Source organism: Roseococcus sp. SYP-B2431, assembly GCF_004336745.1.
Lineage (GTDB): Bacteria > Pseudomonadota > Alphaproteobacteria > Acetobacterales > Acetobacteraceae > Roseococcus.
Map to the genome: position 1 here is coordinate 35,988 of NZ_SJXD01000029.1, position 25,919 is coordinate 61,906.

15 protein-coding genes are annotated in these 25,919 nt (G+C 71.8%); 11 read left to right on the plus strand and 4 right to left on the minus strand.

What is annotated here, in order from left to right:
- The first annotated feature begins 37 nt into the window (after positions 1 to 37).
- The 4 genes from EJV46_RS20170 (at position 38) to EJV46_RS20185 (ending at position 5,838) form a co-directional block, all read left to right on the plus strand.
- On the plus strand, positions 38 to 1,057 hold the full coding sequence (locus EJV46_RS20170; RefSeq protein ID WP_131550525.1) for an NAD-dependent epimerase/dehydratase family protein: 1,020 nt from the start codon (positions 38 to 40) through the stop codon (positions 1,055 to 1,057).
- A gap of 382 nt (positions 1,058 to 1,439) precedes the next feature.
- Positions 1,440 to 3,353, plus strand: a complete 1,914-nt coding sequence (asnB, locus tag EJV46_RS20175) for an asparagine synthase (glutamine-hydrolyzing) (protein WP_131550526.1) — start codon at positions 1,440 to 1,442, stop codon at positions 3,351 to 3,353.
- A 2-nt stretch (positions 3,354 to 3,355) separates the two neighbouring features.
- Positions 3,356 to 4,873 carry an oligosaccharide flippase family protein gene (locus tag EJV46_RS20180; RefSeq protein ID WP_131550527.1) on the plus strand — a complete coding sequence of 506 codons (1,518 nt, stop codon included), beginning with the start codon at positions 3,356 to 3,358 and terminating at the stop codon, positions 4,871 to 4,873.
- Positions 4,874 to 4,890: 17 nt separating this feature from the next.
- Entirely contained in the window at positions 4,891 to 5,838 is a 948-nt protein-coding gene (locus EJV46_RS20185; RefSeq protein ID WP_131550528.1) for a hypothetical protein, read from the plus strand.
- Here EJV46_RS20185 and EJV46_RS20190 read toward each other — a convergent pair.
- Positions 5,775 to 6,872 (minus strand): GNAT family N-acetyltransferase, encoded by a 1,098-nt coding sequence (locus EJV46_RS20190; RefSeq protein ID WP_165585635.1) that lies wholly within the window; start codon positions 6,870 to 6,872, stop codon positions 5,775 to 5,777. The two genes, EJV46_RS20185 and EJV46_RS20190, sit on opposite strands and share 64 nt — an antisense overlap.
- Positions 6,873 to 6,912: 40 nt before the next feature.
- Here EJV46_RS20190 and EJV46_RS20195 point away from each other — a divergent pair, with 40 nt between their 5' ends.
- The 7 genes from EJV46_RS20195 to EJV46_RS22950 all read left to right on the plus strand — a co-directional run bounded on the left by EJV46_RS20195 (position 6,913) and on the right by EJV46_RS22950 (position 18,150).
- Positions 6,913 to 9,195, plus strand: a complete 2,283-nt coding sequence (locus EJV46_RS20195) for a glycosyltransferase (RefSeq protein ID WP_165585636.1) — start codon at positions 6,913 to 6,915, stop codon at positions 9,193 to 9,195.
- A gap of 394 nt (positions 9,196 to 9,589) precedes the next feature.
- Positions 9,590 to 10,588 (plus strand): GNAT family N-acetyltransferase, encoded by a 999-nt coding sequence (locus EJV46_RS20200; RefSeq protein ID WP_165585637.1) that lies wholly within the window; start codon positions 9,590 to 9,592, stop codon positions 10,586 to 10,588.
- Positions 10,585 to 11,769, plus strand: a complete 1,185-nt coding sequence (locus tag EJV46_RS20205) for a glycosyltransferase family 4 protein (protein WP_131550532.1) — start codon at positions 10,585 to 10,587, stop codon at positions 11,767 to 11,769. Before EJV46_RS20200 ends, EJV46_RS20205 begins: the two co-directional genes overlap by 4 nt.
- Positions 11,770 to 11,774: 5 nt before the next feature.
- Positions 11,775 to 12,920, plus strand: coding sequence for a glycosyltransferase (locus EJV46_RS20210; protein WP_165585638.1), 1,146 nt, complete (start codon positions 11,775 to 11,777; stop codon positions 12,918 to 12,920).
- Positions 12,920 to 13,972 carry a class I SAM-dependent methyltransferase gene (locus EJV46_RS20215; protein ID WP_131550534.1) on the plus strand — a complete coding sequence of 351 codons (1,053 nt, stop codon included), beginning with the start codon at positions 12,920 to 12,922 and terminating at the stop codon, positions 13,970 to 13,972. The genes EJV46_RS20210 and EJV46_RS20215 overlap by 1 nt, the downstream gene beginning before the upstream one ends.
- 409 nt (positions 13,973 to 14,381) lie before the next feature.
- Positions 14,382 to 17,273 (plus strand): carbohydrate-binding domain-containing protein, encoded by a 2,892-nt coding sequence (locus tag EJV46_RS20220; RefSeq protein WP_131550535.1) that lies wholly within the window; start codon positions 14,382 to 14,384, stop codon positions 17,271 to 17,273.
- Between the two features lie 397 nt (positions 17,274 to 17,670).
- Positions 17,671 to 18,150 carry a helix-turn-helix domain-containing protein gene (locus EJV46_RS22950; protein WP_165585639.1) on the plus strand — a complete coding sequence of 160 codons (480 nt, stop codon included), beginning with the start codon at positions 17,671 to 17,673 and terminating at the stop codon, positions 18,148 to 18,150.
- Positions 18,151 to 18,170: 20 nt separating this feature from the next.
- Here EJV46_RS22950 and EJV46_RS20230 read toward each other — a convergent pair whose 3' ends face one another.
- The 3 genes from EJV46_RS20230 to EJV46_RS20240 form a co-directional block, all read right to left on the minus strand.
- On the minus strand, positions 18,171 to 22,568 hold the full coding sequence (locus tag EJV46_RS20230) for a CheR family methyltransferase (protein WP_131550537.1): 4,398 nt from the start codon (positions 22,566 to 22,568) through the stop codon (positions 18,171 to 18,173).
- A gap of 258 nt (positions 22,569 to 22,826) precedes the next feature.
- Positions 22,827 to 24,173: an HlyD family type I secretion periplasmic adaptor subunit gene (locus EJV46_RS20235; protein WP_131550538.1), complete on the minus strand. Its 1,347-nt coding sequence runs from the start codon at positions 24,171 to 24,173 to the stop codon at positions 22,827 to 22,829.
- Positions 24,170 to 25,897, minus strand: a complete 1,728-nt coding sequence (locus EJV46_RS20240) for a type I secretion system permease/ATPase (protein WP_131550539.1) — start codon at positions 25,895 to 25,897, stop codon at positions 24,170 to 24,172. The genes EJV46_RS20235 and EJV46_RS20240 overlap by 4 nt, the downstream gene beginning before the upstream one ends.
- Positions 25,898 to 25,919: the final 22 nt, after the last annotated feature.

The following is a 25,919-nucleotide window of genomic DNA, read 5'->3' on the forward strand; positions in this document are numbered from 1 at the left end:
CGAATGCTTTCTGAAAGGCGAAGCGGGAGTTTCGGGCATGGCGCGGCTGCTGGTGACGGGTGGATGTGGCTTCATCGGATCGCATCTGTGCGAGGCGCTGATCGCGCAGGGCCACGGGGTGCGCGTTCTCGACAATCTCTCGACGGGCTCCCTCGCGAACCTGGTGCCCGGCGCCACCCTCGTCATCGGCAGCGTCGAGAATGCGGACGACGTGGCGCGCGCCATGGACGGCATGGATGGCTGCTTCCATCTCGCGGCCGTCGCCTCCGTCCAGCGCTGCACCGACGCCTGGCTCGCCTCGCATCATGCGAACCTTTCCGGCACGATCGCCGTCCTGGCCGGTGCGCGGGATGCCTCGAAGGAGCGGGGCCGCCCCGTGCCGGTGGTCTACGCCTCCTCGGCCGCCGTCTACGGCGTGCCGGCCGCCCTGCCGATCGAGGAGAGCGCGGCGCCGGGCCCGCTCTCCGCCTATGGCGCCGACAAGCTCGGCTGCGAGCTGCATGCGCGGGTGGCGGGGCAGGTCCATGGCGTGCCAACGCTGGGCCTGCGCTTCTTCAACGTCTTCGGGCCGCGGCAGGATCCGTCCTCGCCCTATTCAGGCGTGATCTCGATCTTCTGCGAGCGCCTTCTGCACGGGGACGCCGTCGTCATCCACGGCGATGGCGGCCAGACCCGGGATTTCGTCTTCGTGGGCGACGTCGTCACGGCGCTCATCGCCGGCATGGGCGCGGCCAGCACGCTGGCCCCCGTCTTCAACGTCTGCACGGGCCGGCCGACCTCGGTCCTGAAGCTGGCCCATCTGATCGCCTCGGCCTGCGGCACGCGCGCGGCGGTCGAGTACCAGCCGGCCCGGCTCGGCGACATCCGCAACTCCGTTGGCTCGCCGCGCCTGGCGCGTAAGGCGCTCGCCTTGCCGTCGCCGATGGCGCTCGAGGCCGGGCTGGCGCGGGTGCTGGACTGGACGCGGGCCGGGTCGCCCGCGCTGGCCTCGATCGATCTTGCGGGTCTCGCCGTCGGCTTGCCGGCGCGGTCCGGGCGCGCGGTGCAGAATGCGTGACGCGCGCAGCGGGCCCGGACGTCAGCCCAGCCATCGTCCGGCAAGGCGGATGATGCCGACCCAGAGCGCGGCGGAGAGAAGCAGGATGACCGCGATCGAGACGCGCCAGGACCAGCGGCCGGGGGCGCTCATGGCCCGCCGCAAGGCTCGGTCTCCGCGCCGTCCCCTCCGGCTCGACTCGACACCGGTATCCTCCATGGCCCCTGGCCTCCTGACCGTGCCGAGGGTGGTCACGATTTCCAAGACAATTTCGGCGCGCGGCGGCGATCCGGCAAGACGAGGACAAGATCATCCCGTCGCGCCCGCGCCGGAGCCTCGCCTGGACCAATACATCGAATCAACGCTGGAACACGGCGCCGTTTCATTTGGAGCGGAGAAATAAATGTGCGGTGTTGCGGGACTGTTCCATGCCTTCCGGACCACGCCGCCGGAGCTCGCCTCGCTGAAGGCCATGGCCGATCTGATGAGCCATCGGGGGCCGGACGGTGAAGGCTTCCACGCCGAGCCGCATGTGGGGCTGGCGCATCGCCGCCTCGCCATCGTCGATCTGGCCGGCGGCGCGCAGCCCATGGCGACGGCCGATGGCGGCATCGTCGTGTCCTTCAACGGCGAGATCTACAACCACGTCGCCCTGCGCCGGGAGCTGCGGCGGCTGGGCCACGAGTTCCGCTCGCATTCGGACACCGAGGCGATCCTGCTCGGCTGGCGCGAATGGGGCGTCGACATGCTGCGGCGGCTGGACGGCATGTTCGCCTTCGCCCTCTGGGATGCCGAGCAAGGCCAGCTGCTGCTGGCGCGCGACCGGCTCGGCGAGAAGCCGATGCATCTGGCGCGCCTGCCCGATGGCGGCTGGGCCTTCGCCTCGGAGATCCCGGCGCTGCTCGCCCTCCCGGGCGTGAACGGCCGGCTCGATCCGGCCGCCCTCGACGACTATCTGGCCCTCGGCTACGTGCCCGATCCCGGCACGATCTACGCCGGCATCCGCACGCTCCCGCCGGCCCATGCCCTCCTTCTGCGCCGCGGCGAGCAGGAACCCATCGAGATCCGCTACTGGCAGGCGCCCGTCGCCGCCGTGGTCGCGCCGGCGGCCCCCGCCGAGGAACTCGCCGCGCGCCTGGGCCAGGCGGTGCGCGATCGCCTCATGGCGGACGTGCCCCTGGGCAGCTTCCTCTCGGGCGGGCTCGATTCCGGCGCGGTCACCGCCATGGCGGCCCGCGCCCTGACGGGCATCTCGACCTTCACCATCGGCTTCGAGGGGGCCTCGGACGAGCGGCCGGTGGCGGCGCAGGTCGCCTGGCGTGCCGGCGCGCGGCATCACGCGCAGACCGGCACCGCGGACTATCTCGAGATGGCCGGCCGCCAGGCCGCGCTCTTCGGCCAGCCCTTCGGCGATCACTCCTCGGTGCCCACCATGGCGGTCTGCGCGCTCGCGCGGCGGCACGTGAAGGTGGCGCTCTCGGGCGACGGCGGCGACGAGGTCTTCGCCGGCTACCGGCGCCACCGCTTCCACAGCCTCGCCGACGGCGTGCGGCGGATGCTCCCGCCCGGGATGCGGCGGCGCGTCATCGGCGGGCTGGCGGCGGCCTATCCCGCGATGCACGGGGCGCCGCGCTGGCTGCGGGCCCGCAGCACGCTGACGGAGCTCAGCCTGGACAGCGCGCTCGGCTATTACCGCATGGTCTGCAAGCAGCAGGCCGGCGCGCGGCGGGGGCTCCTCTCCGCCCCGGCGCGGGCGGCGGTGGACGGCCATGATCCCTCCGCCCGCTTCGTGGCCCTGATGGCGCGATGCGACCCGGACGATCCCCTGCTGCAGGCGCAATACGCCGACATCCACACCTATCTGCCGGGCGACATCCTGACCAAGCTGGACCGCACGAGCATGGCGGTCTCGCTGGAGACGCGGCCGCCGCTGCTGGCGCATGAGCTCGTGGAATGGGGGCTGGCGCTGCCGGCGCGGCTGAAGCTGCGCCAGGGCGTCGGCAAGCGGGTGCTGCGCGAGGCGATGGCCGACCACCTGCCGCCCGCCGTGCTGCAGGGCGCGAAGCAGGGCTTCGCGGCCGCCATCGGCCCGCAGCTCCGCGCCCGTCCCGGCGCCCTGCGCGCGCGCCTGACCGGCGAGGCGATGGGCGATTCCGGCCTCTTCGATCTCGCCGCGCTGGGCCGCCTCGTCGACGAGCATGCGGCGGGGCAGGGGGATCACTCGCAGGCGCTGTGGCAGCTGCTGGTGCTGGAGGGCTTCCTTCGCGGCCAGGGGCGGGAGCGCATCCCCTCCGAGGCCGAGCTCGTCCGGAGCTGACCATGACGGCGGATCGGGGAAGCATCCTGCGACGCACGGTCCGCGGGGCCGGATGGGTCGTCGCCTGGCGCATGTCGACGCGGCTGCTGGGCCTGGCCAGCACGCTGGCGTTGGTGCGGTTGCTGGCGCCCGGCGATTTCGGCCTGGTGGCGCTCGCCGCCGCCTTCGCGGTCTCGCTCGACGTGTGCCTGGCGCTGGGGGTGGAGGAGCAGATCATCCGCGCCGAGCGGCCGGACCGCCGGCTCTACGACACGGCCTTCACGATCAACCTGCTGCGCGGCGCGGCCGTCGGCGCGGCGGTCGCCCTGGCCGCCGCGCCCGCCGCGCGCTTCTTCGGCGATGCGCGGCTGGAGGAGGTGCTGCTGGCGCTGGCACTGTCCGCGCTACTCTCGGGCCTGGCCAATATCGGCGCGGTGGAGTTCCGCCGCGAGCTCCGCTTTGAGCGCGAGTTCATGATGCAGATCGTCCCTCGCATCGCCGGGATCGCCGTGACCATCGGCCTCGCGGCGATCTTGCGGAGCCATTGGGCGCTCGTGGGAGGAATCTTCGTGAACCGCCTCGGCATCGTGGCCATGGGCTATGCGCTACATCCCTACCGGCCGCGCCTCTCGCTGGCCGCCTGGCGGGAGCTCGCCGGCATCTCGGCCTGGAGCTGGGCGCTGAGCGTCGCCTCGGTGGTGAAGGACCGTTCGGAAAGCCTGGTGATCGGGCGCGTGCTCGGCCCCGTGGCGGTCGGCCACTACACCGTCGGCGTCGAGGTCTCGGCGCTGGCCGCCACCGAGCTCGTGGACCCGATCTGCCGGGCCTGCATGCCGGGCTTCGCCGCGAGCCGCAGGGAGGGCGACGGCGGCGGGACGGACTATCTGCGCATCCTCGCGCTGCTGGCGATGCTGACCTTGCCGGCGGGGCTGGGCATCTCGCTGGTCGCCGGCCCCGTCATCGCCCTGGGGTTCGGGCAGGCGTGGCTCGCCGCGGTGCCCGTGGTGGTGGTGCTCGGCATGGCGAGCGTGCTCACGCCCCTCGGCAATGTGAGCGCCGCGATGCTGAACGCGCATGCGAAGCTGAGCCGGCTGCTCGGCATCACGGCGACGGCGGCGGCGATGCGCGTCGGTCTGCTGCTGGTGCTGACGCCGATGCTCGGGATCACCGGCGCAGCGCTGGCGGTGGCCGTCGCGGTGGTGGCCGAGCACCTGATGACCATGCTCCTCGCCTTCCGCCTGCTGAAGCTGCCGCTGATCCGGCTCGTGCCGGTGCTCTGGCGCCCCGTGCTGGCGAGCGCGGCGATGGCGCTGCTGCTGTGGCAGACCGGCTACGGCTGGGCACCGGCCCCGGCGACGGGGCTGGCCGCGGCGGGAGAGCTGGCCCGCGGCGCCGGGCTCGGCGCCGGGTGCTACGTGGCCGTGCTCGGGCTGCTCTGGTCCCTGGCGGGGCGGCCGGCCGGGGCCGAGGCCGACATGCTCGGACTGCTGTCGCGCGGCCTCGGCCGGCTGCGCGCCGGCCACGGCCTGCAGGTCGGCTGAGCATGGATGCGATGCCCATGACATGGCAGGCGCCCTCGGTCCCGGCGGAGGGGCCGTGGAGCGTCGCCGTCTTCGCGCGCAACGAGGCGGAGCGCATCGGCCATTGCCTGCGGGCGCTGGCCCGCTGCGAGGACGCGGCGCGGCTGCACGTGACGGTGCTGCTGAACGGCACGACGGACGGTTCGGCGGCCATCGCCGCATCCGCCCTGCGCGAGGCGCGGCTCCCGGGCGCGCTCTACGACATCCCGCATGGCGACAAGTCGCATGCGGTGAACCTGTTCCTGCACCGGCTGCGGCCCGCGGCCGGGCTCTATCTGATGATGGACGGCTATGTCGAGATCCGGCCCGATGCGCCGAGGCTGCTGGCGCGCCGGCTGGCGCGGCGGCCGGACGCCCTGGCCGCCGCCGCCGTGCCGAGCACCGGGCGCAGCGCGGCGGCGCTGCGCCGGAGCATGATGGAGCATCCGGGCCTGCACGGCTCGCTCTTCGCGCTCCGGGGCGGTTTCGTCGAGCGGTTGGCCCGGGCCGGCCTCCGGCTGCCGCGTGGCCTTTACCGCGGCGACGGGCTGCTCGGCTCCATGGTGCTGCACGACCTGGATGCCCTCGGCGGCGGCTGGATCGGCTCGCGCATCGCGGTCGAGCCCGGGGCCAGCTGGGCGAACCCGCCCTCGCATCTCTGGCGCTGGCGGGACCTGCGCCGCCATGGGAGGCGGATGATGCAGCAGGCGCGGGGCCGCCTGCAGAACGCCGCCCTTCGCTCGGCGCTCTATGCCGGCGGCTTCGCCGGCTTGCCCGAGGATGCGGACCGCATGCTGCTGGACTGGATCGCCGCCGATCCCGCCGCGCGTGCGCCGCGCCCTTGGAAGGACCCGCTCGCCTGCCTTGCACTCGCGCGCATCCGTCAGTCCGGACCGGGGCCCTCGCCGGAGGGGCTGGAGCCGCGGCTGCTCTGGGCCGGCGCATGACGATGCGCGAGGTTCCGCAGGCGCAGGGCGAGCCCGAGGAGAGAGTGGCGGCGCACCGTCTCGGCCCAGAAGAGCGGCTCGGCATGCTGCGCCAGGGTGAGCTTGTAGCGGTCGGCGCCGCCCAGGAAGTCGTAGACGGTCTCGCTGGCGGCGACGGCGCGCGCGATGGCCATCGCGTGGCAGGTGAGGCCCGGCTTGCCGTGCGGGCCCGCGCCTTCGATGTCGAGGCCGCTCTGATAGGCGGAGATCCGCCCGCGCAGGCGGAAGTTGTAGAGAAGGCCCACGCAGCCCCGGTCGCCCTCCACCCGCAGGAGGTCGATCTCGTCGCGCGGCATCGCGCGGCGCAGCAGCGCCGCGTGGAAGCGACGCTGGAAGGGATCCGCGAAGGCGCCGGGCTTTCCGCGCGCCTGCCAGCTCCTCTGATGCCGCGCGATCAGCTCCTCCAGCATGGCGAGCGCCTCCGCCTCCGTCTCGGCGCGCCGCAGCACGGGGCGGCCATAATGCCGGGCGGAGCGGCGGATCTGGTAGCGCGCATTGGCGCTAAGCAGCGCGAGCGGATCGCCGCCCGCCGCGCGAACCTCGTCCAGCCGGACATAGGGCGCGAGCCGCTCCTGAACGCGCAGCGCGATGCCCGGGGTCTCCGCCAGCAGCGCGGCGGGAATGCCGCTCAGCACCAGGCGCCGCGTTCCGCGCATGGCCGCCGCCGCCCGCAGCAGCGCCCCGTCGAGACCTGCCGTTCCGAGCGTCAGCGGACCGTTGTGCTCGACGAAAGGCGCATCCAGCAGGCCGTCGCCGCTTTCGCCGAGGCAAAGGCGGCCGCGGCGCCGGTTGAACAGCGCGAGCCCCACCAGCACCCCGCCCCGATGGGCCTGCAACACCACGGGATCGGGGAAGCGCTCCTCCGCCAGGCAGCCGACCCAGCTCCAGGAGCGGAAGAAGGAGAGCTGCGGCACCTGGGCCTCCAGCTCCCGCCAGAGGGTGCCCAGACCCTCGAGGCCGTGATGCTGACTGACGACGATCTCCACCTCTCGCATGTGCCTGCCGGGACATGCTGCCGCAAGCGAAACCTGCGCCATGACCGATGATGCCCCGCGCCCACAGCGTGTGCTGCACGTCCTGAAGTACTATCGCCCGACCTTCACCGGCGAGGGCGTCTTCCTCGAGCGGTCGAGCGCGGTCATGCAGGAGATCGCGCCGGGAATCGAGCACGACCTGCTCGTCACCCACACGCCGGAGCCTCCCGGTTCCATGGCCGCCTGCACCACGTTGCGCCGGGTGATCTACCTGTCGCCGCGGCCGCTTGGCACCTGGCGCCGTCAGGTCGCCATGGCCGCCTGGTTTCTCGCGAACCTGCACCGCTATGTCACGGTGCATTTCCGCACCCATGCGGACTGGTATTTCGTGAGCTACGCGCTGGCCTGGGTGATGCGGCGGCGGCTCGTGCTCTCGGCGACGCTGGACGACAGCCTTCCCGTCCTGGTCGGCCAGTACCGTCCCGGCCTGCGGCGTCTGGCCGCGCGCGGCTTCGGGCTGTTCGACGCCTTCGTGAGCATCAGCCCGAAGCTGCTCAACGAGACGCGGCTCATGGCGGAGCCCGAGCGCTGCCACCACGTGCCCTGCGGCATCACCATTCCCGAGGCCGAGCCCGGCCAGCGCGGACGGATGCGCGCGCGGCTCGGCATCGGCGCCACCGACCCGGTGCTGCTCTTCGTCGGCGGGCTCTGCGCGCGCAAGGACCCGCTCTTCCTGGTTGAGGCCATGCCGTACATCCTGGCCGCGCATCCGCGGACGCACCTGCTGCTCGTGGGGCCGGCGCTGGAGCGGCAGCATCTGCGCGCGCTCACCGAGGCGATCGCCCGGCTGGACATCGAGGGGCGCGTGCTGCTCGCCGGCGAGCAGGCAGATCCGCATCCCTGGTTCGTCGCGGCGGACATCCTCGTCTTCGCCTCGCATCTCGAGGGCTTCGGCACGGTGGTGCCGGAGGCCATGGCGCATGGGCTGCCGGTCGTGGTCCGGCGGCTGCCGCAGGTGAATGACAGCTTCGTGATCGAGGGCGAGACCGGCTTCCTCTTCGAGGATGCGCGGACCTATGTCGGCGCGGTGAACGCCTTGCTGAGCGATCCCGCCGCGCGCGGGCGGATCGGCGGGGCGGGTCGGCGCTTCGCGCGGGAACGGTTCGGCATGCGCGGCGTGGCGGCGCGCTACCTCGAAATCTATGGGCTGCCCGCGCCGGAGGCCTCTGCAAAGGTTTTGCCGGAGGCGTCTGCGAAAGTTCCGCCGGCGGTGACGGCCTTGCCGGGGGCCGCCGCGGGCACCATGCCGGAAACCGGCCTCGGCTGCACGGCCTCGATCCTGGACCGGCGGTTCCACACGGCGGTTGAGATCCCCCCGCGGGAGCCGCCGCTGCTCATCACCATGGTGGATGCGGAGGAGGCCTTCGACTGGTCGCGCCCCTTCCGGCGCGACGCGCTCGACGTGAGCTCGATGGGCGTGCAATGGCGCGCGCACCGCGTCTTCGAGCGGCACGGCGTCGTGCCGCTCTATCTCGCCGACCATCCGGTCGCCGCGCAGCCGGCAGGGCGCGAGCCGCTGCGCGACCTGCTGCGCTCCGGCGCCTGCGAGATCGGCGCGCAGATGCATCCCTGGGTGACGCCGCCCTTCGACGAGGCGCTGGGCGAGCGGAACAGCTATGCAGGCAATCTGCCGGTGGAGCTGGAACTCGCCAAGGCGCGCCACCTCACGGAGGTCCTGGCCGAAGCTTTCGGCGAGGCGCCGCGCATCTTCCGGACGGGCCGCTTCGGCGCGGGGCTCCGCACGGCCGACATCCTCAAGTCGCTCGGCTATGCCGCCGACAGCAGCGTCACCCCCTGCTGGCCGCCGGAGGGCATGGCCTGGCCCTGGCTGACCGCCCATCCCTACTGGGCCGACCGGGAGAAGACGCTCATGGAAATTCCTGTCTCTGCGGCGCTCGTGGGACATCTCTCGCGGGCGACGCGGCTGGCGCCCTTCGTGCTGCAATCCCGCATGCAGCGGCTGCGTGTGGCCGGCGCGATGTCCCACCTCGGGCTGATGGAGCGCATCCGCCTCAGCCCGGAGGGCATGACGATCGAGGAGGCGAAGCGCCTGGCCCGGCACATGCTCGCCATCGGCCATCGCGTCTTCGTGCTGACCTACCATTCGCCGTCGCTGGCGGCCGGCAACACGCCCTATGTCCGCAACGGCGAGGACCTGGCGCGCTTCCTCGACTGGCTGGACCAGTTCTATGGCTTCTTCGCGAGCGAGCTGGGCGGCCGTTTCGGCAGTTGGCGCGACGTGCGCTTCGGCGAGGCGGCCGTGGTGCCGATGGCGGCCCAGTGAGCGGGCTCCAGGAGCTCCTTGTCGCGGTGCCGCGCCTGCGACTGCGCGCGCCGGAGTCGTGCGCGCCGCGTGACGGCGGGCCGCCGGAGTTCGAGTCGAAGAATCTGACGTCCGGCTCCGGCGAAGCGGGTGACAGGCCAGAACCTGCTGAAAAAGAATGCGGTTTTCCATGGCTCGCATCTTGCTGTCTCGCATCATGAAGCTTGCCCGCTCATCCCGGCCGAAGGACGCCGCCCATGACCCGCTCATTCGCTGCCGTCCGGGCGCCGGCTCGTCAGCCGGTGGTCGTGTCTTGAGCCTTTCCGCCAGGGGGCAGGCGGGCCTGCCGCTGCCATCCCGCACAAGCCCCCGGTCGGCGCCGGGCCTGCGCCTCCATCGGCTGCCCATGCGAACCATGCCCGACTGGGCCGACGCCTTCCTGGCCGGGCAGGAGGATGGCGACATCTTCGCCACGCGCCTCTGGTACGACACCCTCCTCGCCCACGCGCTGCCGCGGGGCTCGGTCGCCGAGCTCGCGCTGGTGGGCGAAGGCGGGGCGCTGCTCCCGCTGCTGCGCGGGCCCGGCGGCCTGCGCGCCCTGACGACCCCCTACACGCTGGATTGGCGGCCGCTCCTGCCGCAGGCCGATGCCGCTTCCGCCCAGGCCGCGGGACGCAGCCTGGGCGGCTGGCTGCGCCACCGCGCGCCGCTTCGGCTCGAGGCCATGGACCCGGAGGCGCCCGGGCTGCGGCCGCTGAGGCTCGGCCTCGCCGAAGCGGGCATCGCGGTGCAGGCCTATCGCCACTTCGGCAATTGGCACGAGCCGCTCGCCCCTGGCGGATCCTGGGACAGCTATGTCGCCGGGCGCCCGCCCGCGCTGCGCAGCACGATCCAGCGCAAGCTCCGTCGCGCCGCGCGCGAATTCCGCTTCGAGGCGATCGATGCGCCGGGCGCCGCGCTCGCCCAGGGCATCGCGGCCTATGAGGCGGTGCGCGCCGCGAGCTGGAAGCCGCCGGAGCCCTTCCCGGATTTCGATGGCGCGCTGATGCGCGCCGCCGCGGAGCAGGGCGCGCTGCGGCTCGGCGTCCTGCGGGACGAGGCCGGGCATCCGGTCGCCGCGCAGTATTGGCTGCTGTCGGGCGGCCGGGCCTGGCTCCTCAAGCTCTGCCACGTCGAGGCGGCGCGCGGCGCCTCGCCGGGAACGGCGCTGACCGCCCTGATGATCCGGGGGCTGATCGAGCGGGACGCCGCCCGCGAGCTCGACTTCGGGCGCGGCGACGACGCCTACAAGCAGCTCTGGGTCTCGCGGCGCCGGCAGCGCATCGGCCTGGTGCTGGCCCATGCCTGGCACCCGGCCGGCTTCGTGGCGGTGGCGCGGCACCGGATCGCCGGCTGGCTGGGGCGCGGCGCATGAGGATCCTCTACAGCCACCGCATCGGCTCGCGCGACGGGCAGGGCGTGCATCTGGAGGCGATGGTCGGCGCCCTCCGCGCGCTGGGCCACGAGGTGAAGCTCGTCGGCCCGCGCGACTTCGACCGGGCTGCGCTGGGGGGCGAAAGCCGCTGGGTCGGCCGGCTGCGGCGCTCCCTGCCGCGCGCGGTCGCGGAACTGGTGGAGCTGGCCTATGCGGCGCCCGCCGCCTGGCGGCTGGCCCGGGCGGCGGCCGCCTTCCGTCCGGACGTGATCTACGAGCGCGCCAACCTGTATCATCTGGCCGGAAGCCTCGTCGCGCGGCTGCGCGGCGTGCCGCTGCTGCTGGAGGTGAATGCGCCGATGGCCGAGGAGCGCGGGCGCTTCGGCGGCCTGGCCCTGCCGAGCCTCGCCGCCTGGCTGGAACGCCTCGTCTGGCGTTCGGCGAGCCGCGCCCTGCCGGTCACCGAGGTCCTGGCCGGCCGGCTGCTGGCCGCGGGGGTCGCGCGCGAGCGCGTCACGGTCGTGCCCAACGGCATCCATCGCAGCGATTTCTCCGATGTCGGGGAGGCCCCGGCGCGCGATCCGCTGGTGCTCGGCTTCGTGGGCTTCGTGCGCGAATGGCATGGGCTCGACGCGGTGCTGCGCGGCATCGCCGCCTGGGAGGGTCCGCCCGCCCTGTCGCTGGTGGTGGTGGGCGAGGGGCCGGCGCGGCCGGAGCTGGAACGGCTGGCCCGGGAGCTCGGGATCGCCGATCGCGTGCGCTTCACGGGGCTCGCCGAGCGCGCCGAGATCCCCCTGTTCATCGCCGGCTTCGACATCGCGCTGCAGCCCGCCTCGGTGCCCTATGCCTCGCCGCTCAAGGTCTTCGAGTACATGGCCGCCGGCCGCGCCATCGTGGCGCCCGACCAGCCGAACCTCCGCGAGGTGCTGGAGCACGGACGCACCGCGCTGCTCTTCGACCCCGACGCGCCCGGCGCCTTCTGGCGGGCCGTGCAGCGCCTCGCCGGCTCCGCGCCGCTGCGCGAGCGGATCGGCGAGGCGGCACGGGACGAGGTGCTGCTCCGCGACCTGACCTGGGAGGGCAATGCGCGCCGCGTGATCGCGATCGCCGAGGCCGAGATCGCCGCGAGCCGGAGGCGTGGTCCCCGGCGCGCCGGCCTCGCCGTGGCGTCCCGCCGGTGATGGACATGCCCCTCGATACGACGGCGGCCCTCAGCCGCGGTGCGCGATCCGGGCCGCCGATGGTCCTGCACGTCTTTCCGAGCTTCGCCGTCGGCGGCGCGCAGGTGCGTTTCGCGGCCCTGGCCAACCGCTTCCAGGCGCGCTGGCGCCACGCGGTGCTGGCGCTGGACAGCGACGAGGCCTGCGCCGAGCGCATCGGCCCCGGCGTGCCGCTGGCCATGATTCCGCCGCCGGAGCTCGGCGGACTCGCCATGGCGCGGCGCATCTGGCGCATCCGGGCGCTGCTGCGGGAGTGGCAGCCGGACGTGCTGGTCACCGGCAACTGGGGCAGCATGGAATGGGCGGTCGCGAACGCCTTGCCGGCGGGCGTGCGCCATCTGCACACCGAGGACGGCTTCGGGCCGGAGGAGGCGGAGGCGCAGCTGCGCCGGCGCGTGCTGGCCCGGCGCTGGGCGCTGCGGAACAGCACCGTCATCCTGCCTTCGACGCGCCTGCTGCGCCTGGCGCGCGAGGAATGGCGGCTGCCCGGCGATGCCCTGCGCTACATTCCCAATGGCGTGGACATCGCCCGCTTCCGCCCGGATGGGCCGGCGGCCGCGCTGGGCCTGCCTGGGGAGGGGCCGCTCATCGGAACGGTGGCGGCGCTGCGGCCGGAGAAGGCCCTCGACCGGCTGCTGCGGGCCTGCGCCATCCTCCGCCAGACGGGCAGCGCCTTCCGGCTCGCGGTGGTGGGCGAGGGGCCGGAGCGGGGAGCGCTCGAGCGGCTCGCGGTGGAATTGGGACTTCAGGGGCGGGTCCATTTCGCGGGCGCCATGCCCGACCCGGCCTCCGCCTATCGCGCCTTCGACATCTTCGCCCTCTCTTCCAGCACTGAGCAGATGCCGTTTGCGGTGCTGGAAGCCATGGCGAGCGGGCTGCCGGTGACCGCCACCGATGTCGGCGACGTGCGCGCCATGCTGGCACCGGAGAACCTTCCGCATGTTTCCGCGTTGGACGACGTGGCCTTTGCCGCCGCCCTGCGTCCCCTGCTGGAGGGCCGCGACCGCCGGCGGACGCTGGGCCAGGCCAACCATGCCAAGGCGCTGCGGGATTTCGACCAGGAGGCGATGTTCCAGGCCTACGCCGCGTTGATCGATGGAGGAGGCGCCTGATGGACGGTACCGCCGGCCCGCCCCGCACCGCCGCGCTCCGGGGCATCCCCCTGTGCTGCCCGGGGGACGGGCGATTGCTCCTGCAGGCCGAGGCAGGCCTGCTCTGCTCCCATTGCGGCACCTGCTATCCCGCGCCCGGCGGCGTGCCGGTGCTCATTCACGACGCGCGCTCGGCCTTCGCCATCGCCGACTACATCGGCGGCGCGGGCTATGAAGGCGCCGCCTATGGCCGCGCGGCGGATGCCGCCAGCGGGCCGCGCCGGTGGTGGCGGCGGCTGGCCCGGGCGCTCGGCGACGCGCCCTCCTCCATCCGTCATCCGGGTCCCGAGGCGGCGCTCGGCTATGTCGCGGCGCTGCGGCCATCGCCTCGCGTGCTGGTGGTCGGCTCCGGCGGGTTGCGGCTGGGCGGCCCCGCGGATTGCGTCGTGCAGATCGACGTCGCCTTCGCGCCGGGCGTCGATGCGATCGCCGACGGCCACGACCTGCCCTTTCCCGACGGAACCTTCGACCTCGTCGTGGCCGTCGCGGTGCTCGAGCATGTGGCGGATCCGCAGCGCTGCGTGGCGGAGATACGTCGCGTCCTCGCGCCCGGGGGACACGTCCACGCGGTCACGCCCTTCCTGCAGCCGGTGCATATGGGCGCCTACGACTTCACCCGCTTCACCCCCATCGGCCACCGGCGGCTGTTTCGCGGCTTCGACGAGGTCGCCGCGGGAATCGCCCTCGGCACCGGCAGCGTCGCGGCCTCAACCTTGCGCGGCGCGCTCCTCTCTGTCTCCTCGCGGCGGTGGTGGCGTGTCCTGGCCGGATCGGCGGCGCTGCTGGCCACGCCGGTGCTGCGGCGTCTGGACCGGTGGCTGCCGAACGGGGCGGATGCGGCCTCGGCCTGCTGGTTCTTCGGCCGCCGCCGGGAGGGCGATCCCGTCTCCGATCGCGCCCTGGTGGGAAGCTACCGGGAGGGCTTCGGCATGGGGCCGCTGAGCCTGCCCCGCCCACCGAGCCGGACCGCGGAGGCGGCCAGCCCGATCGCGCCGCCGAAGTCAAGGACCTAAGGACAGATGCCGACGGGATCGGACCGCCTATTCAGGCGTGGCCGGCGCGAAATAATCTCGTTTCCAGAATATCCTATGGCAAGTGAAGGCCAGCAGAATGGCCCCCCGGCCCCGGCCCCCCAATTGGCGCTTATCCTCATGCCTCGGAAATATCGTTATAGATTATTCAAGAATATCATCAGAACACTAGCTGACATTGTCAAATTTTCCGACACATATTATGGATTACTAGAGAACAGGCAAGGAAAAACCTGCGAAATCCGAGATGAACTCGCCAATTGTCGGAATGTTCGTCGGATCTTAATTTTTGATGGAGGAATGTAACCTCCGGCCGGCGTTTTTGGGGTTGGCTCGTACAGCCCCGGGTTGCAGATGGGCGGCTCCTGACACGCGTATCCTCGGAGCATCTATGTCCGACCTTGTGAAGCTTTCGTTCGATAATGCCGGCGCCGCCACTCTTCAGTCCGGCGTCGCCACCCTGGGCCAGGTGTTCCTGCCCGGGGAGATTCCTTCCGGTTCCTCTCTCACCGCCCTGACCGGCGGCACCTCACTCCACGTTCAGATGGACGTGAAGACCCGTTACGAGGACGGCTCGGTCAAGATGGCGGTGCTCTCGGTGGAGCGGCCGGCCCTCGCCGCCGGCGCGTCCCTCGAGGTGACCCTCGCCACTGCGGCGCCGTCCCAGGCCGCGGCCATCGACCTGAAGCAGGCGCTGGCGGGTCATTCCTTCGATGTCGATCTGAGCATTCACGGCGGCGGGCATGTCGCCGTCGATGTGCTGGCCGCATTGCAGGACGCCCTGGCCGCCGGCACCGCCAGCTTCTGGCAGCAGGGCGACCTTGCCACCCAGGCGCGGGTGGAGATTCCCCTGGAGGGCTCGCAGCGTCTGGTCTTCGACGTCACCGCCTTCAAAGGCGGCGGCTTTGCCGTGGACGCCCAGTTCAACAACGACGGCGCCATGGGCGCCACGGGCGGAGCGGCGACCTATCACCTCAAGGTGACCATGGACGGCAAGCAGGCGTTCAACGACACGGTCGCGCAGGCCCAGTACCAGAACTGGCACGAAACCTTCTCCAGCAACGCCACGGATGGCGGGCAGGGGACCGGCAGCCCGGAGGCGGGCTGGCTCAACATCCGCCAGGATGTCGCGCATCTGCAGGAGGCCGGCGTCGTCGCCGGCTACGATCTCAGCCTCGACATCGACCCGAACATGCTGTCCGGCTTCGCAGCCGCCACGCAGGCGGCAGGCTGGGGCGACCCCCTCGCGACCAACGGCGTGACCCAGTACATGCCCGGCACGGGCGGGCGAGCCGACATCGGTATCACCACCGAGGCCAATACCGCCTGGCTCATCAGCCAGGATCCGCGCGCGGCCGCCTACGCCCTGGGCCAGGCCGAGGCCGCCGGCTCCGTGCCCTGGAATTTCTGGGACGCGAAGAACGAAACCTGGCTGAACACCACGGATTACCCGAATCTTTGGACCGACGGCCGCGGCGGCACCGGCAGCCCGGGCGATGCCGCCTCGCCGGGTCTCACCCAGCAGGTGGCCGGCGGGGCCGGCTGGACCACGGATCCCGCGCACCAGCCCAGCCTCTCCTTCGTGCCCTACGTGCTGACGGGGGAGCGCTGGATGCTGGACAATTTGCAGGCGCAGGCGGCCTGGAACATCCTGGGCCAGAGCCCCGCCGTTCGCGGCGGCGCGGACGACAACGTGATCAACGGGAATCAGGTGCGCGGCGCCGCCTGGGGGCTGCGCGAGGTCGACAACGCGGCCTGGGCCGCGCCGGACGGCAGCGCAGAAAAGGCCTATTTCCAGGAAGCCTCGGACGCCAACTACGCCTGGCTCGTCTCGAAGATCCCGGAATGGACGGCGCAGCAGGGCGAGGCCCATGGCTGGGTTCCGGGCAGCTACGGGGCCGACGGAGCCCTGCCGCCCTGGCAACAGGATTATTTCGCCTCCACCGTGATCGCGGCGGCAAGCCGGGGCAATGCGGATGCGCTGACCTTCCTGGAATGGCAGTCCAACTTCCTCGTCGGCCGCTTCACCCAGGCGGCGCAGGGCTTCGACGAGCATGATGGCGCGACCTATCTCATCGCCATCAGCGATCCGGTCTCGGGCGCTGCTCCCTACAAGACATGGGCGGAAATCGGCGCCCAGACCGAGGCGCGCGGCTGGAGCAACGGCGACGGCTGGTCGCAGAGCCAGGGCGACTATGCGCAGCTTGCGGCGGCCAGCCTGGCCGGCATCCACCGGCTGACCGGCTCGTCCGAGGCCAAGGCGGCCTACGAAGCGCTGATTGCCGATGGAGCGCCTTTCGTCAGCACCTCGGACTTCAGCCGGGATCCGACCTACGCGATCGCCGGGCCGGGCGCTCCGGCCGGCAAGCCCGCGCCGATCCCGGACAGCCCCTCCGCCCCGGTCCCGAAGCCGGAGCCGACACCGGTCGCGACGCCGGACCCGATTCCCGGCCCGGCCATTCCGGCGCAACCCGGAGACACCGTCCAGCTCTCGGTCGTCCTCGGCGCTGACAGCTGGAACGGCCATCCGATCGGGGTCGTCCGGGTCGACGGGCAGGAGGTGTTCCGTGGCGAGATCGCCGCCCAGCACGCGACGGGCGGCGCAAGGTACGATCTGGGCAGCTTTGCCGGGGATGTCGCGCATACCGTCACGGTGGAGTTCCTCAACGACGCATGGGGCGGCGCGATGGCGATGGACCGCAACCTCTATGTCGAGGCTGTCCTCGCTGACGGCGTGGATACCGGATTCCATCACGCGCTGACGGCGGATGGGCATGCGGCCTTCACCCTGCCCGCCAGCGGTGCCCTTGCCCCTCAGGCCCCGGCGCAGGAGACCGTGAATGCCGCGATCCCGAAGCCTTCCCCGGATGGCGGTGCCGACTCCGCGCTCCCCGGCGACGGCGCGCAGGCGATCGTCGGAGCCGGCGACGCCCTGCCTGCGGCCGAGGCCGGCACCGGGGCGGCCGATCTGCTCCGCGTCACCATTTCGCAGGATGCCTATCAGGGGGACGCCCATTACCTGCTGCTGATCGATGGCGTGCCGGTCGGCGGGGAGCGCGCTGCCACCGCGCTCCACGGATCCGGCGAGGCGGATGTCATCGAGATCCTGGGAAGCTTCGGGCGGGAAGATCACTCTCTCACGGTGCGCTTCCTCAACGATGCCTGGGGTGGGAGCGAGTCCGCGGACAGGAACCTTTACGTCGAGGCGGTGGAGTTCAACGGCGTCGACCAGCATGCCCATGCTGCGCTGACGCAGAATGGTGACGCCGTTTTTTCCTTCTGACGCAGGGGCTTCGCGCGGAGCTTGCCATTTGGGCAACCTCCGTCGCGGCGTCGGGCGCTGCGAGATTGCATTCCACGGGAGTATTTGCCGCAGCCTAAGAGCCCGTGATGGCGGGGTTTACAACCGGCGCGCGAAATTTCCGGAGCGTGGCCGGGGATTCCGCGTCGAAGTACGCACTTCACTGAGTATTTTCCGATCCTGTCGCCGGCCGCGTCCCGACCGTAAATTCCTCCCGTCGATCACCCTCACGACAAACACCGCGAGGCAGTTTCGACCGACAGGAAAGTATCGTGACGCTCTGCGGCCGAACGTTGTGAAGAAGGAAAGCCCCGTGGGTTTTCCGGCCGACTCGCTTTTGCGCTTTTGCTGCGATGCGTCTTACGCCGGGAGAGAGAAAATGCACGTAAACGGGAAGATCATCGGCCCCGACGGGCGCGAGATGAGATCGCGCTCCCTGGGCATGGACGATCCCATCGGCCTCAACAACCGTTCGCCCACCTCCGCGGACGCGCGCGTGGGCGTGCGCATCAAGGAGCTTCGCCGGGCTGCGGGCCGTACGCAGAAGCAGATCGCGGCGCAGATCGGCGTGACCGGCGCCCAGTTCCATCGTTACGAGACGGGCGCGACCAGGGTCGCCGCCAGCCGGCTGATGGCCATCGCCGCGGCGCTGGGCACGCGGCCCGAGGCCCTCATGGGAATGCCGGCCCCGGCGCTGGTGGCGGCCATACCCTTGGAGGGTGGCGCGACGGATGACCTGGTGGAGCTCGTCGAGGCCTATGGGGCCATCAGCGACCCGCGCCGCCGCCTGGCGCTCATCACCTTCGCGCGGGCCGTCGCGCGGGGCGCCGGCCCCGAGGATGCGATCGCGGCCGAATAGGCTGGCCGGCTCCGACCGGCTCAGCGCGCGCCCATCACGATCCGGATGAGTTCCGGGAGAGAGCGCGCGCCGAGCTTGGCCATGAGGGTCGCGCGGTGGTTCTCCACCGTCCGCTGGCTCAGGTTCAGGTCTGCCGCGATGATCTTGTTGGGCGCGCCCGCGAGGATTCGCTCCAGGATTTCCCGCTGGCGCGGGGTCAGGCTCGCCAGCCGGGCGGCTTGTTCCGCCTTCGACGCCTGCTGCTGCTCGCCCTCTGCGACCTGGGCCGTTGCCTTGCCCAGGCTCCGCACCAGCATGTCGCGCTGGATCGGGCGTTTGATGAAGTCGATGGCGCCGGCCGAGATCGCGGTGACCGCCAGATGGATATCGCCCTGATCCGCCAGGGCGATGACCGGGAGGCGGTGCGCCAGCGGGCGGAGGGCGGCCAGCAGGGTTCGGCCGCGCGTCTCGGCCGTGGACCAGTCCGCCAGCACGCAGCCGCGCCGCTCCGGCGTGTCCGCCTCCAGGAAGCCTTCGACGGTGGCGAATTCCTCCGCCACCCAGCCCTGGCTGCCCAGCCAGTCCCGCAGCCTGAGCCGGCGTTCCGGATCGTCGTCCAGGAGGAAGATGCGGCCCGGCACCGTCGCCGGCAGCGTGGCCGCCCCGGTGGCGCGCGGCAGCAGCCGCCGCACCTGTCCCAGCAGCTCCCCGGCATCCGCCGTCCGGGGCGCATGGTCGAAGCCCGCGGCGGCGATGTCCCCGAGCGCCCCGGCGCCGAGCCCGTCCGTCAGCAGGATGGCCGCCGGCGGAGGCTCCCGCCGGCCGGCCATGCGCCGGGCGAGATCGAGGCCGGTCATCGAGCCGGGCAGATCGTAATCCGTGATGATAAGCGCCGGCGGATGTTCCAGGGCGAGGCTCAAAGCATGGGCCGCATCCGTCGAGGTCATCACCGCGTAGCCGTCGCGCTCCAGCAGCAGGCGCAGGGCCACCGTGAGTTCGACGTCCTCCTCGATGATGAGGACGTGGCTCATGCCGTCGCGAACGGCCCTTGCCACCGCCGACGCGGAACCGTCGGCGGTGGGGACGTCCGTCAGGAAGACCGCCTGGCCCGGCGAGCGGGCGTCGATGCGGATGACATGCCCGAGGAACTCGCCGAGGCGCCGCGCGACATCCAGGCCGAGGCGCATGCCCTCGCTTCCTTCCCCGCGGACTCCGCCGTCATGATGGGCCTCGAACCCGGCGCGGAAGGTGGGCAGCGGAAGCTGCAGGCCCTGGGTCCGGATCTCGATGCGGAGCCCGGTGCCACGCGGGCGGCAACCGATCAGGATCCGGGTGACGGGCGTATAGCGCAGCAGCACGGAGACCACGTGCCGCAGGGCCCGCCGCAGGATGCGGGGATCGCTGAAGATCACCCTCCCGCATCCGACGACCCGCCAGCGAATTCCCCGCAGGCGTGCGCTGGCCGCGAAATCCGCGTCGATCCCGGCGAGGACGGACCCGACCGGAAAGGCCGAGGTGGTGAACTCCAGCGTTCCCATATCGAGCTGAGCGCCGTCCTGCAGGGCGTCGAGGACGCCGGCCATCTCGCCGATCGCGAAGCCCAGGCGCTTCATGTGCCGGGGAAGGCCGGCCTCGTTCTCCCATTCGACCTGCGCCCGGTAGAAGGCCTCGAAGCTCTGCAGCGACTGGCGCAGCTCCTGGCTTGCGGCGGCGAGCAGCCGCGACTTGTCGCGGCTGGCGCGTTCCGCGCCGGCCTTGGCCCGCTCGAGGCTGGCCGTCAGGAGAACGCGCTCAGTGATGTCGTCCACGCCGAGCAGCGTGCGCCCCGGCGGGACCCGCGACGCGACGAGCCGCAGCGTCCGTGCGCCATGGGCGGGCAGCGATACCTGGATGACGCAATCGTCGATCCGCCTTGCGCGGTCGTCCCGGCTGGTCAGGAAGGTCGAAAGCTCCGGCGCCGCGCGCAGGGCGGCACCGATGAGCATGCGAAGCCCGGCCTCGTTGCCATCGCCGCCGAAGATCTCGCGGAACGGATCGTTCACGAAGATCACCTGCAGGTTCGCATCGAGGAGAATCAGGGGCTGGGGGTGGGCCCGGATCAGGTCGACGGCAATGTCCCGCGTGGCCTCGGCCTCGGCGGCTGCGGCCTTGGCGTCCCGGATGTCCGCATAGGTGATGACGACGCCGGCCGTCACCTCCCGCTCCAGATAGGGGTGGATCCGCCGCATGAGCCAGGCGCCGCCGGGCCCCTCCAGCTCGCGGCTGGCCGGCTGCCCCGTCCCAAGCACCAGCCGCGCGTCGTTCAGCAGGTCCGGGTCGGGGACCAGCGGAGCGATGTCGGCCAGCGGCCGCCCGATGTCGCTGGCGATCAGATGGAAGGGAAGCTGGTCGGACGGCGTGAAGAAGCGGATGCCGAGGCCGGCGTCGAGCAGCAGGCAGGCGGTTCCCGAGGAGGCCATGATGTTCTGCAGGTCGCCGGCCAGCTCCTGGTTCCGCCACGCGTCCTTCCGCAGTTCCGCGACGGCGCATTCGAGCTTCCGGACCTGGCTCCTCAGCTCGTCCGTGCCGGCGCTCAACTCCTCCTGGATGGATTGCTCCTCCTCGAGGCGGAGGCTGAACTGCTGCTGCCGGGCGGCGAGCTCGAGGCGTGCGGCGTCGACCTCCCGCTGCAGGGCCCCGTTCTCCTCCTCGAGGGCCATGAGCCTGTCGTGCTGGGCGCGATCCACCAGGTCTCCGCGGGTGCCCTCGGAGAATCCAGGGCTCAGGAAGCTGACCAGGAGCAAGCCGGCCCTTTCGTGCTGGACCGGCTGGACCCGCAGGGTGACCATGCCGCCGCCCGTCTCGCCGAGGGCCGCCATGGCGCGGAAGGACGCCGTGTCGCCGGAGCGCCTGGCTTCGGCCATTGCGTGCGCCAGGCCGCGCCGGAGCCACGGAGCCGAGGCCGCCAGAAGCCGCGACGAGCCCGCTCCCATGTTCAGAAACCGGTCCACGGGCCCAAGGGTCGCGAAGATGCGGCCCGATCCGTCGATGAGGACGCTTGGCGGCACGAAGGCGTCGGTGGCGGCCTGGGCGGCGATCTCCAGGTCCAGGGCGTGCGAGGAGGGGCCGCCCTGCGCCGCGACAGAGTCCAGCGGAGGAGGCTCGGGAGCTTCGGTGGCAGAGCCGTTTCGCCGGAAGAGACCCGGCGTCGCAGCAATCGTCTCGAAGCCGGCGATCCTCGTCACCTGATCCGTTGGGCCCAGGAGGAGAAGGCCGCCCGGCCTCAGCGCGAAACGGAAGCTGACCAGCAACCTCGACCGCTCATCGGCCGGCCGCGAGGAGAGCATGTCGCGGCACAGGACGAGATCCATGCGCGACAGGGGCGGCGCCCAGGAGTTGTACCGGCCGAAGACAAGGCTCGCGCGAAGCTCCGGCGTGACGCGCCAACCAGTCTCGTCCTGGATGAAGTAACGAGCGAGATACCTGGCCGGAACATCCTGTTCGATCCTCCCCGGATAGACCCCCCGTCGCGCTTCCTCGACCGCCCATTCATCCGCGTCCACGGCGAAGACCTTGAGCGCCAGGCCTGCGTCGCTGCGGGCGAGCGTGTCGGCGGCCAGCATCGCGGCGGTATAGGCCTCCTCCCCGGTGCCGCATCCGAGGACCCATAGACGTATCTGCTCCCCCGCGGCCGCACGATCGGCGGCGAGAGGAAGCAGAAACCTTTCCTGGAGATCGGAGAGGGCGGCGGCCTCGCGGAAGAACCCCCCGGCATCGCGCCGCGGAAGCTGGTCCGGAGCCTCCTTGGGCATGGGAAGGAGGTGGTGGGAAGGTTGGTCGGGAGCAGCCCAAGGCAGGCCCGCCCCGACCTTCGGCAACGCCAGGCGCGTCGCCGCTTGTGGGGGAGGCGGGTGGACGATCGGCATGGCTCGCTTGTCCAATGCCCGCGCGAGCCCTTCGGCGGCGAAGCTGGCCATGATCGGCCGGCCCGATACGACCCTGCCTCCCGCCTCGCGCACGGCGCGGGCACCTGGCCCGTCCTCGGAGCCGATCCGCGCGAAGGTCAGGGCGCGCGGACCTTCGCTTTTCGCCAGCGCCCGCAGGAACCTGTCATAGGGGTCGTCATCGGTCTGCGGGGGGCCGGCCGCGATGCGGAGCACGCCGTCTTCGATGTCGAGCTGCCCGCAGGCGGGTGCGAGGTGAATCCTGTCGGCCAGGATCCGCATGCCGTCCTGGGCCATGACGATCGGCAGGGGAGGATGCGGGACGAGCAGGGCGGCCGGATCGGGCTCGACTGCTGTCCCGGAAGTGGGGAAGAGGACGAAGCCGGTCCGCGGGTAGTCCGCAAGCAGCTCGATGGCCTCCTCGAGATCGGCGGCGCGAATGCCGGCAATGAACACGGCCGGCTCGACATCGGCGGTGAGCGCAGGATGGTTTGGCGATCCCTCAACCGCCGCCATGCGTTCGGTTCGTCATAAGTCAAACCTGGGATCGTTACAGCTCATCGAGGCACTCTACCCAAGGTAGCGAAGCGAGACAAGAAAAAGACATCCCTACCTAAGTAAGCTAATTTTTGATATAAATTCATTTTTGGGGCAGGCGCAGCAGGAGCGCTGACCGCCAAAAGACGACGAATCCATCCAGCGGTTGTAGCGCCCGACTCCTCGCACGAAGCACCGACGCGCGGGACGTACCGCGCATCGGCGTGCGTCATGGAGCTACTGCTCATGAAAGGCCCGGGCGAGGCTGTCGCGGATCGGCTGGGTCAAGTATCGCCAGAAGCTGCGGTTCCCGATCTGGATATGCCCCTCGACCGGCATGCCTGGGACGAGGGTAACACCCGGCAGCGCCGCGAGTTGCTGCTCGTCGATCCGCAGCTGGGCCCTGAAGTAGCTGGCCCGGCTCTGCGGATCCGTCGTGACGTCGGCTGCCACGAAGGTCACATGCCCGTGCAGCACCGGGATGAGGCGCTGCCGGAAGGCCGGCAGGCGCATCTCGGCCGGCAGGCCGACATGGACGACGTCGATGTCGTGGGGCTGGACGTTCACCTCGGCGACCAGGCGGTCCTCCGCGGGCACGAGGTCCATGGCCGGATCGCCGGCGCGCAGCACCGCGCCGGTGGTGAACTGGCGCAGGTTCACGATGGTGCCCGCCTCCGGCGCCACGATCTCCCGGCGGGCGGAGACGTCGGCCGCCGCGCGCATGCGCTCCTCCGTCTCGGCCAGCCGCGCGGCGACGTCGCGGGCCTCCGTGCCGATCTCCTGCCGGCGCTGGTCCCTGGTCTGGACGATGCCGCCCCGCGCCTCCTCGATGGCGCCCTCCGCCCGCCTGACCTGGCCGGAAAGATCCTGCTGCTGCCCTTCGAGCGCGGCCAGGCCGCGCTGCAGGGCCAGGAGCTCCGGCACGCGCGCCAATCCCTGGCGCACGAGGCCGCTGCGCATGGTTTCCTCCTGCCGCATCAGTTCGAGCTGGCGGCGCGTCGCCTCGATCTGGCCTTCCGCGCCGGAGATCGCCGCCTGCTGCTGGGCCACCCGCGATTCCAGCACCATGAGCTGGCTTGCGAGACTGGCCGTCCGCGCCTCGAAGAGCGCGCGCTGGCCGGCCATCGCCTCCCTGGCGCGGAGGTTCTCCGACACGAGGAGATCCGCGGGAAAGGCGATGGAGGGGGCACCCTCGGCCTCCGCCTCCAGCCGCGCCGCCTGGGCCTGAAGGCCGAAGCGCTGCGCCCGGAGCGCCTCCAGCGTCGCGCCCGACTGCACGTCGTCCAGCCGCATGACGACCGCCCCGGCCTCGACCCGGCTTCCGTCGCGCACCAGGATCTCCCGGACGATGCCGCCCTCGAGGTGCGACAGCGTGCGCCGCGTGCCCTCAACCTTGATGACCCCCGGCGCGATGGCCGCCTCGGCAAGGGGGGCGAGCATGGCCCAGGCCATGAAGCCGCCGAACAGGCCGACCGTCACGAAAAGCCCCGCGCCGACGAGCCAGCCGGTGCGCGGCCGCTCGGCGGCGAGAGGATCGAATTCGAGCCCGATGGGGCGGCGCATGATCTCCTGCCGGGCGCTCATCGCACGTCCTCCGCCGCGGCGACGAACCGGGTCGGGGGCGAGGACGCCCTGAGCCGCCGCGTCACCTCCTCCCGCGGGCCGAAGGCGGCGACGGCGCCATCCTTCAGCAGCAGGACCTTGTCGGCCGCCTGCACCAGGGCAGGACGATGCGACACCAGGACGGTGGTGACGCGCCGTTCCTTCAGCTCGGCCAGCGCGCGGGCCAGCGCCTGCTCGCCCTCGCTGTCGAGGCTGGCGCTCGGCTCGTCCAGCACGATCAGGCGCGGCTCACCGAAGAAGGCGCGGGCGAGGCCGATGAGCTGCCGCTGGCCGCCGGACAGCTGCGCGCCGGCCTCGCCAATCTGCGTGTCGTAGCCGTCGGGCAGGCGGAGGATCATCTCGTGGCAGCCGGCGAGCTTGGCGGCCTCGAAGACCTCCTCCGGCGCGGCCTCGCCCATGCGGGCGATGTTGCGGAAGACCGTGCCCTCGAAGAGCTCCACATCCTGCGGCAGATAGCCGGCATGGCGGCCGAAATCCTCGCGCTGCCAGAGGAAGACGTCCGCCCCGTCGAGGCGGACGTGCCCGGCGGAGGGCGGCGCCACGCCCATGAGAAGCCGCAGCAGCGTGGTCTTCCCCGCGCCCGAGGGGCCGATGATGGCGAGGGATTCGCCAGGGGCGAGCGCGAAGGCCACGGCCTTGATCGCCGGCCCGCTGCCGCCCGGGAAGACGTAGGACAGCCGCTCGACCGAGAGGAACCCGGCGGGCTCGGGCAGGCGCATGCCGGGCGGGCGGAGCCGGGGCAGGTCGAAGAACGCCTGCAGCCGGCGGAAGGCCTGCCGCGCGGCCACCAGCTGCTTCCAGGAGCCGACGAGCTGCTCGACCGGGGCGAGGGCGCGCCCCATCACGATGGAGGCGGCGATGGAGGCGCCGGCGGTCATCTGCTGCTGCAGCACGAGCCAGGCGCCGAGGCCCAGGATGGCGAGCTGCACGGCGAGGCGCAAGAAGCGCGTCAGGCCCAGGATCCAGCCGGCGCGGCTGGCGGCGCGGGCCTGCGGCGGCAGCATGCGGGCCACCTCCTCGCGCCAGCGGGTGAGCACGGCGGGCAGCATGCCCATGCTGTCGATCACCTCGGCGTTCCGGCCGATCGCCTCGGCGCGGCGATGGCCCGCCTGCGCGGCGGTATTGGCCTCGCGGAGCAGCCGCGTGGTGACGGCCTCGCTCACCAGGGCCAGCCCGAGCAGCAGGAGCGTGCCGCCGAGCGCCACGGCGCCGAGAAGCGGGTGCAGCAGGAAGATGACGAAGAGGTAGACCGGCGCCCAGGGCAGGTCGTAGATCGCGAGCATGCCCGGCGAGCCGAGATAGCCGCGGAAGGTGGCAAGGTCGCGCAGGGCCTCCATGCGGTAAGGCCAGCCGCGCAGCCGCGATTCCAGCGCCCGCGCGAAGCCTTCAGGCGCTACGCGATGATCCAGCCAGCCGGCGATGCGCTGCATCACGGCGCCCCGGATCGCGTCCAGCACGGCGAAGACGGCCAGCGCCAGGACCGCGATGGCCGTGAGATAGATCAGCGTGTCGGTGCTTCGGGTGGTCAGCACCCGGTCGAAGACCTGCATCATGTAGAGCGAGATCGTCAGCTGGAGGAGGTTCGCGACGCCGGAGAAGGCGCCGAGGATCCAGAACGTTCCGCGGCAGGAAGAGAGCGCGCGGACAAGGGAGTTGTCGTTGGTCTTCGTATTGGGATGTCGCATGTCGTGTTTGCGCAGCGCGGGT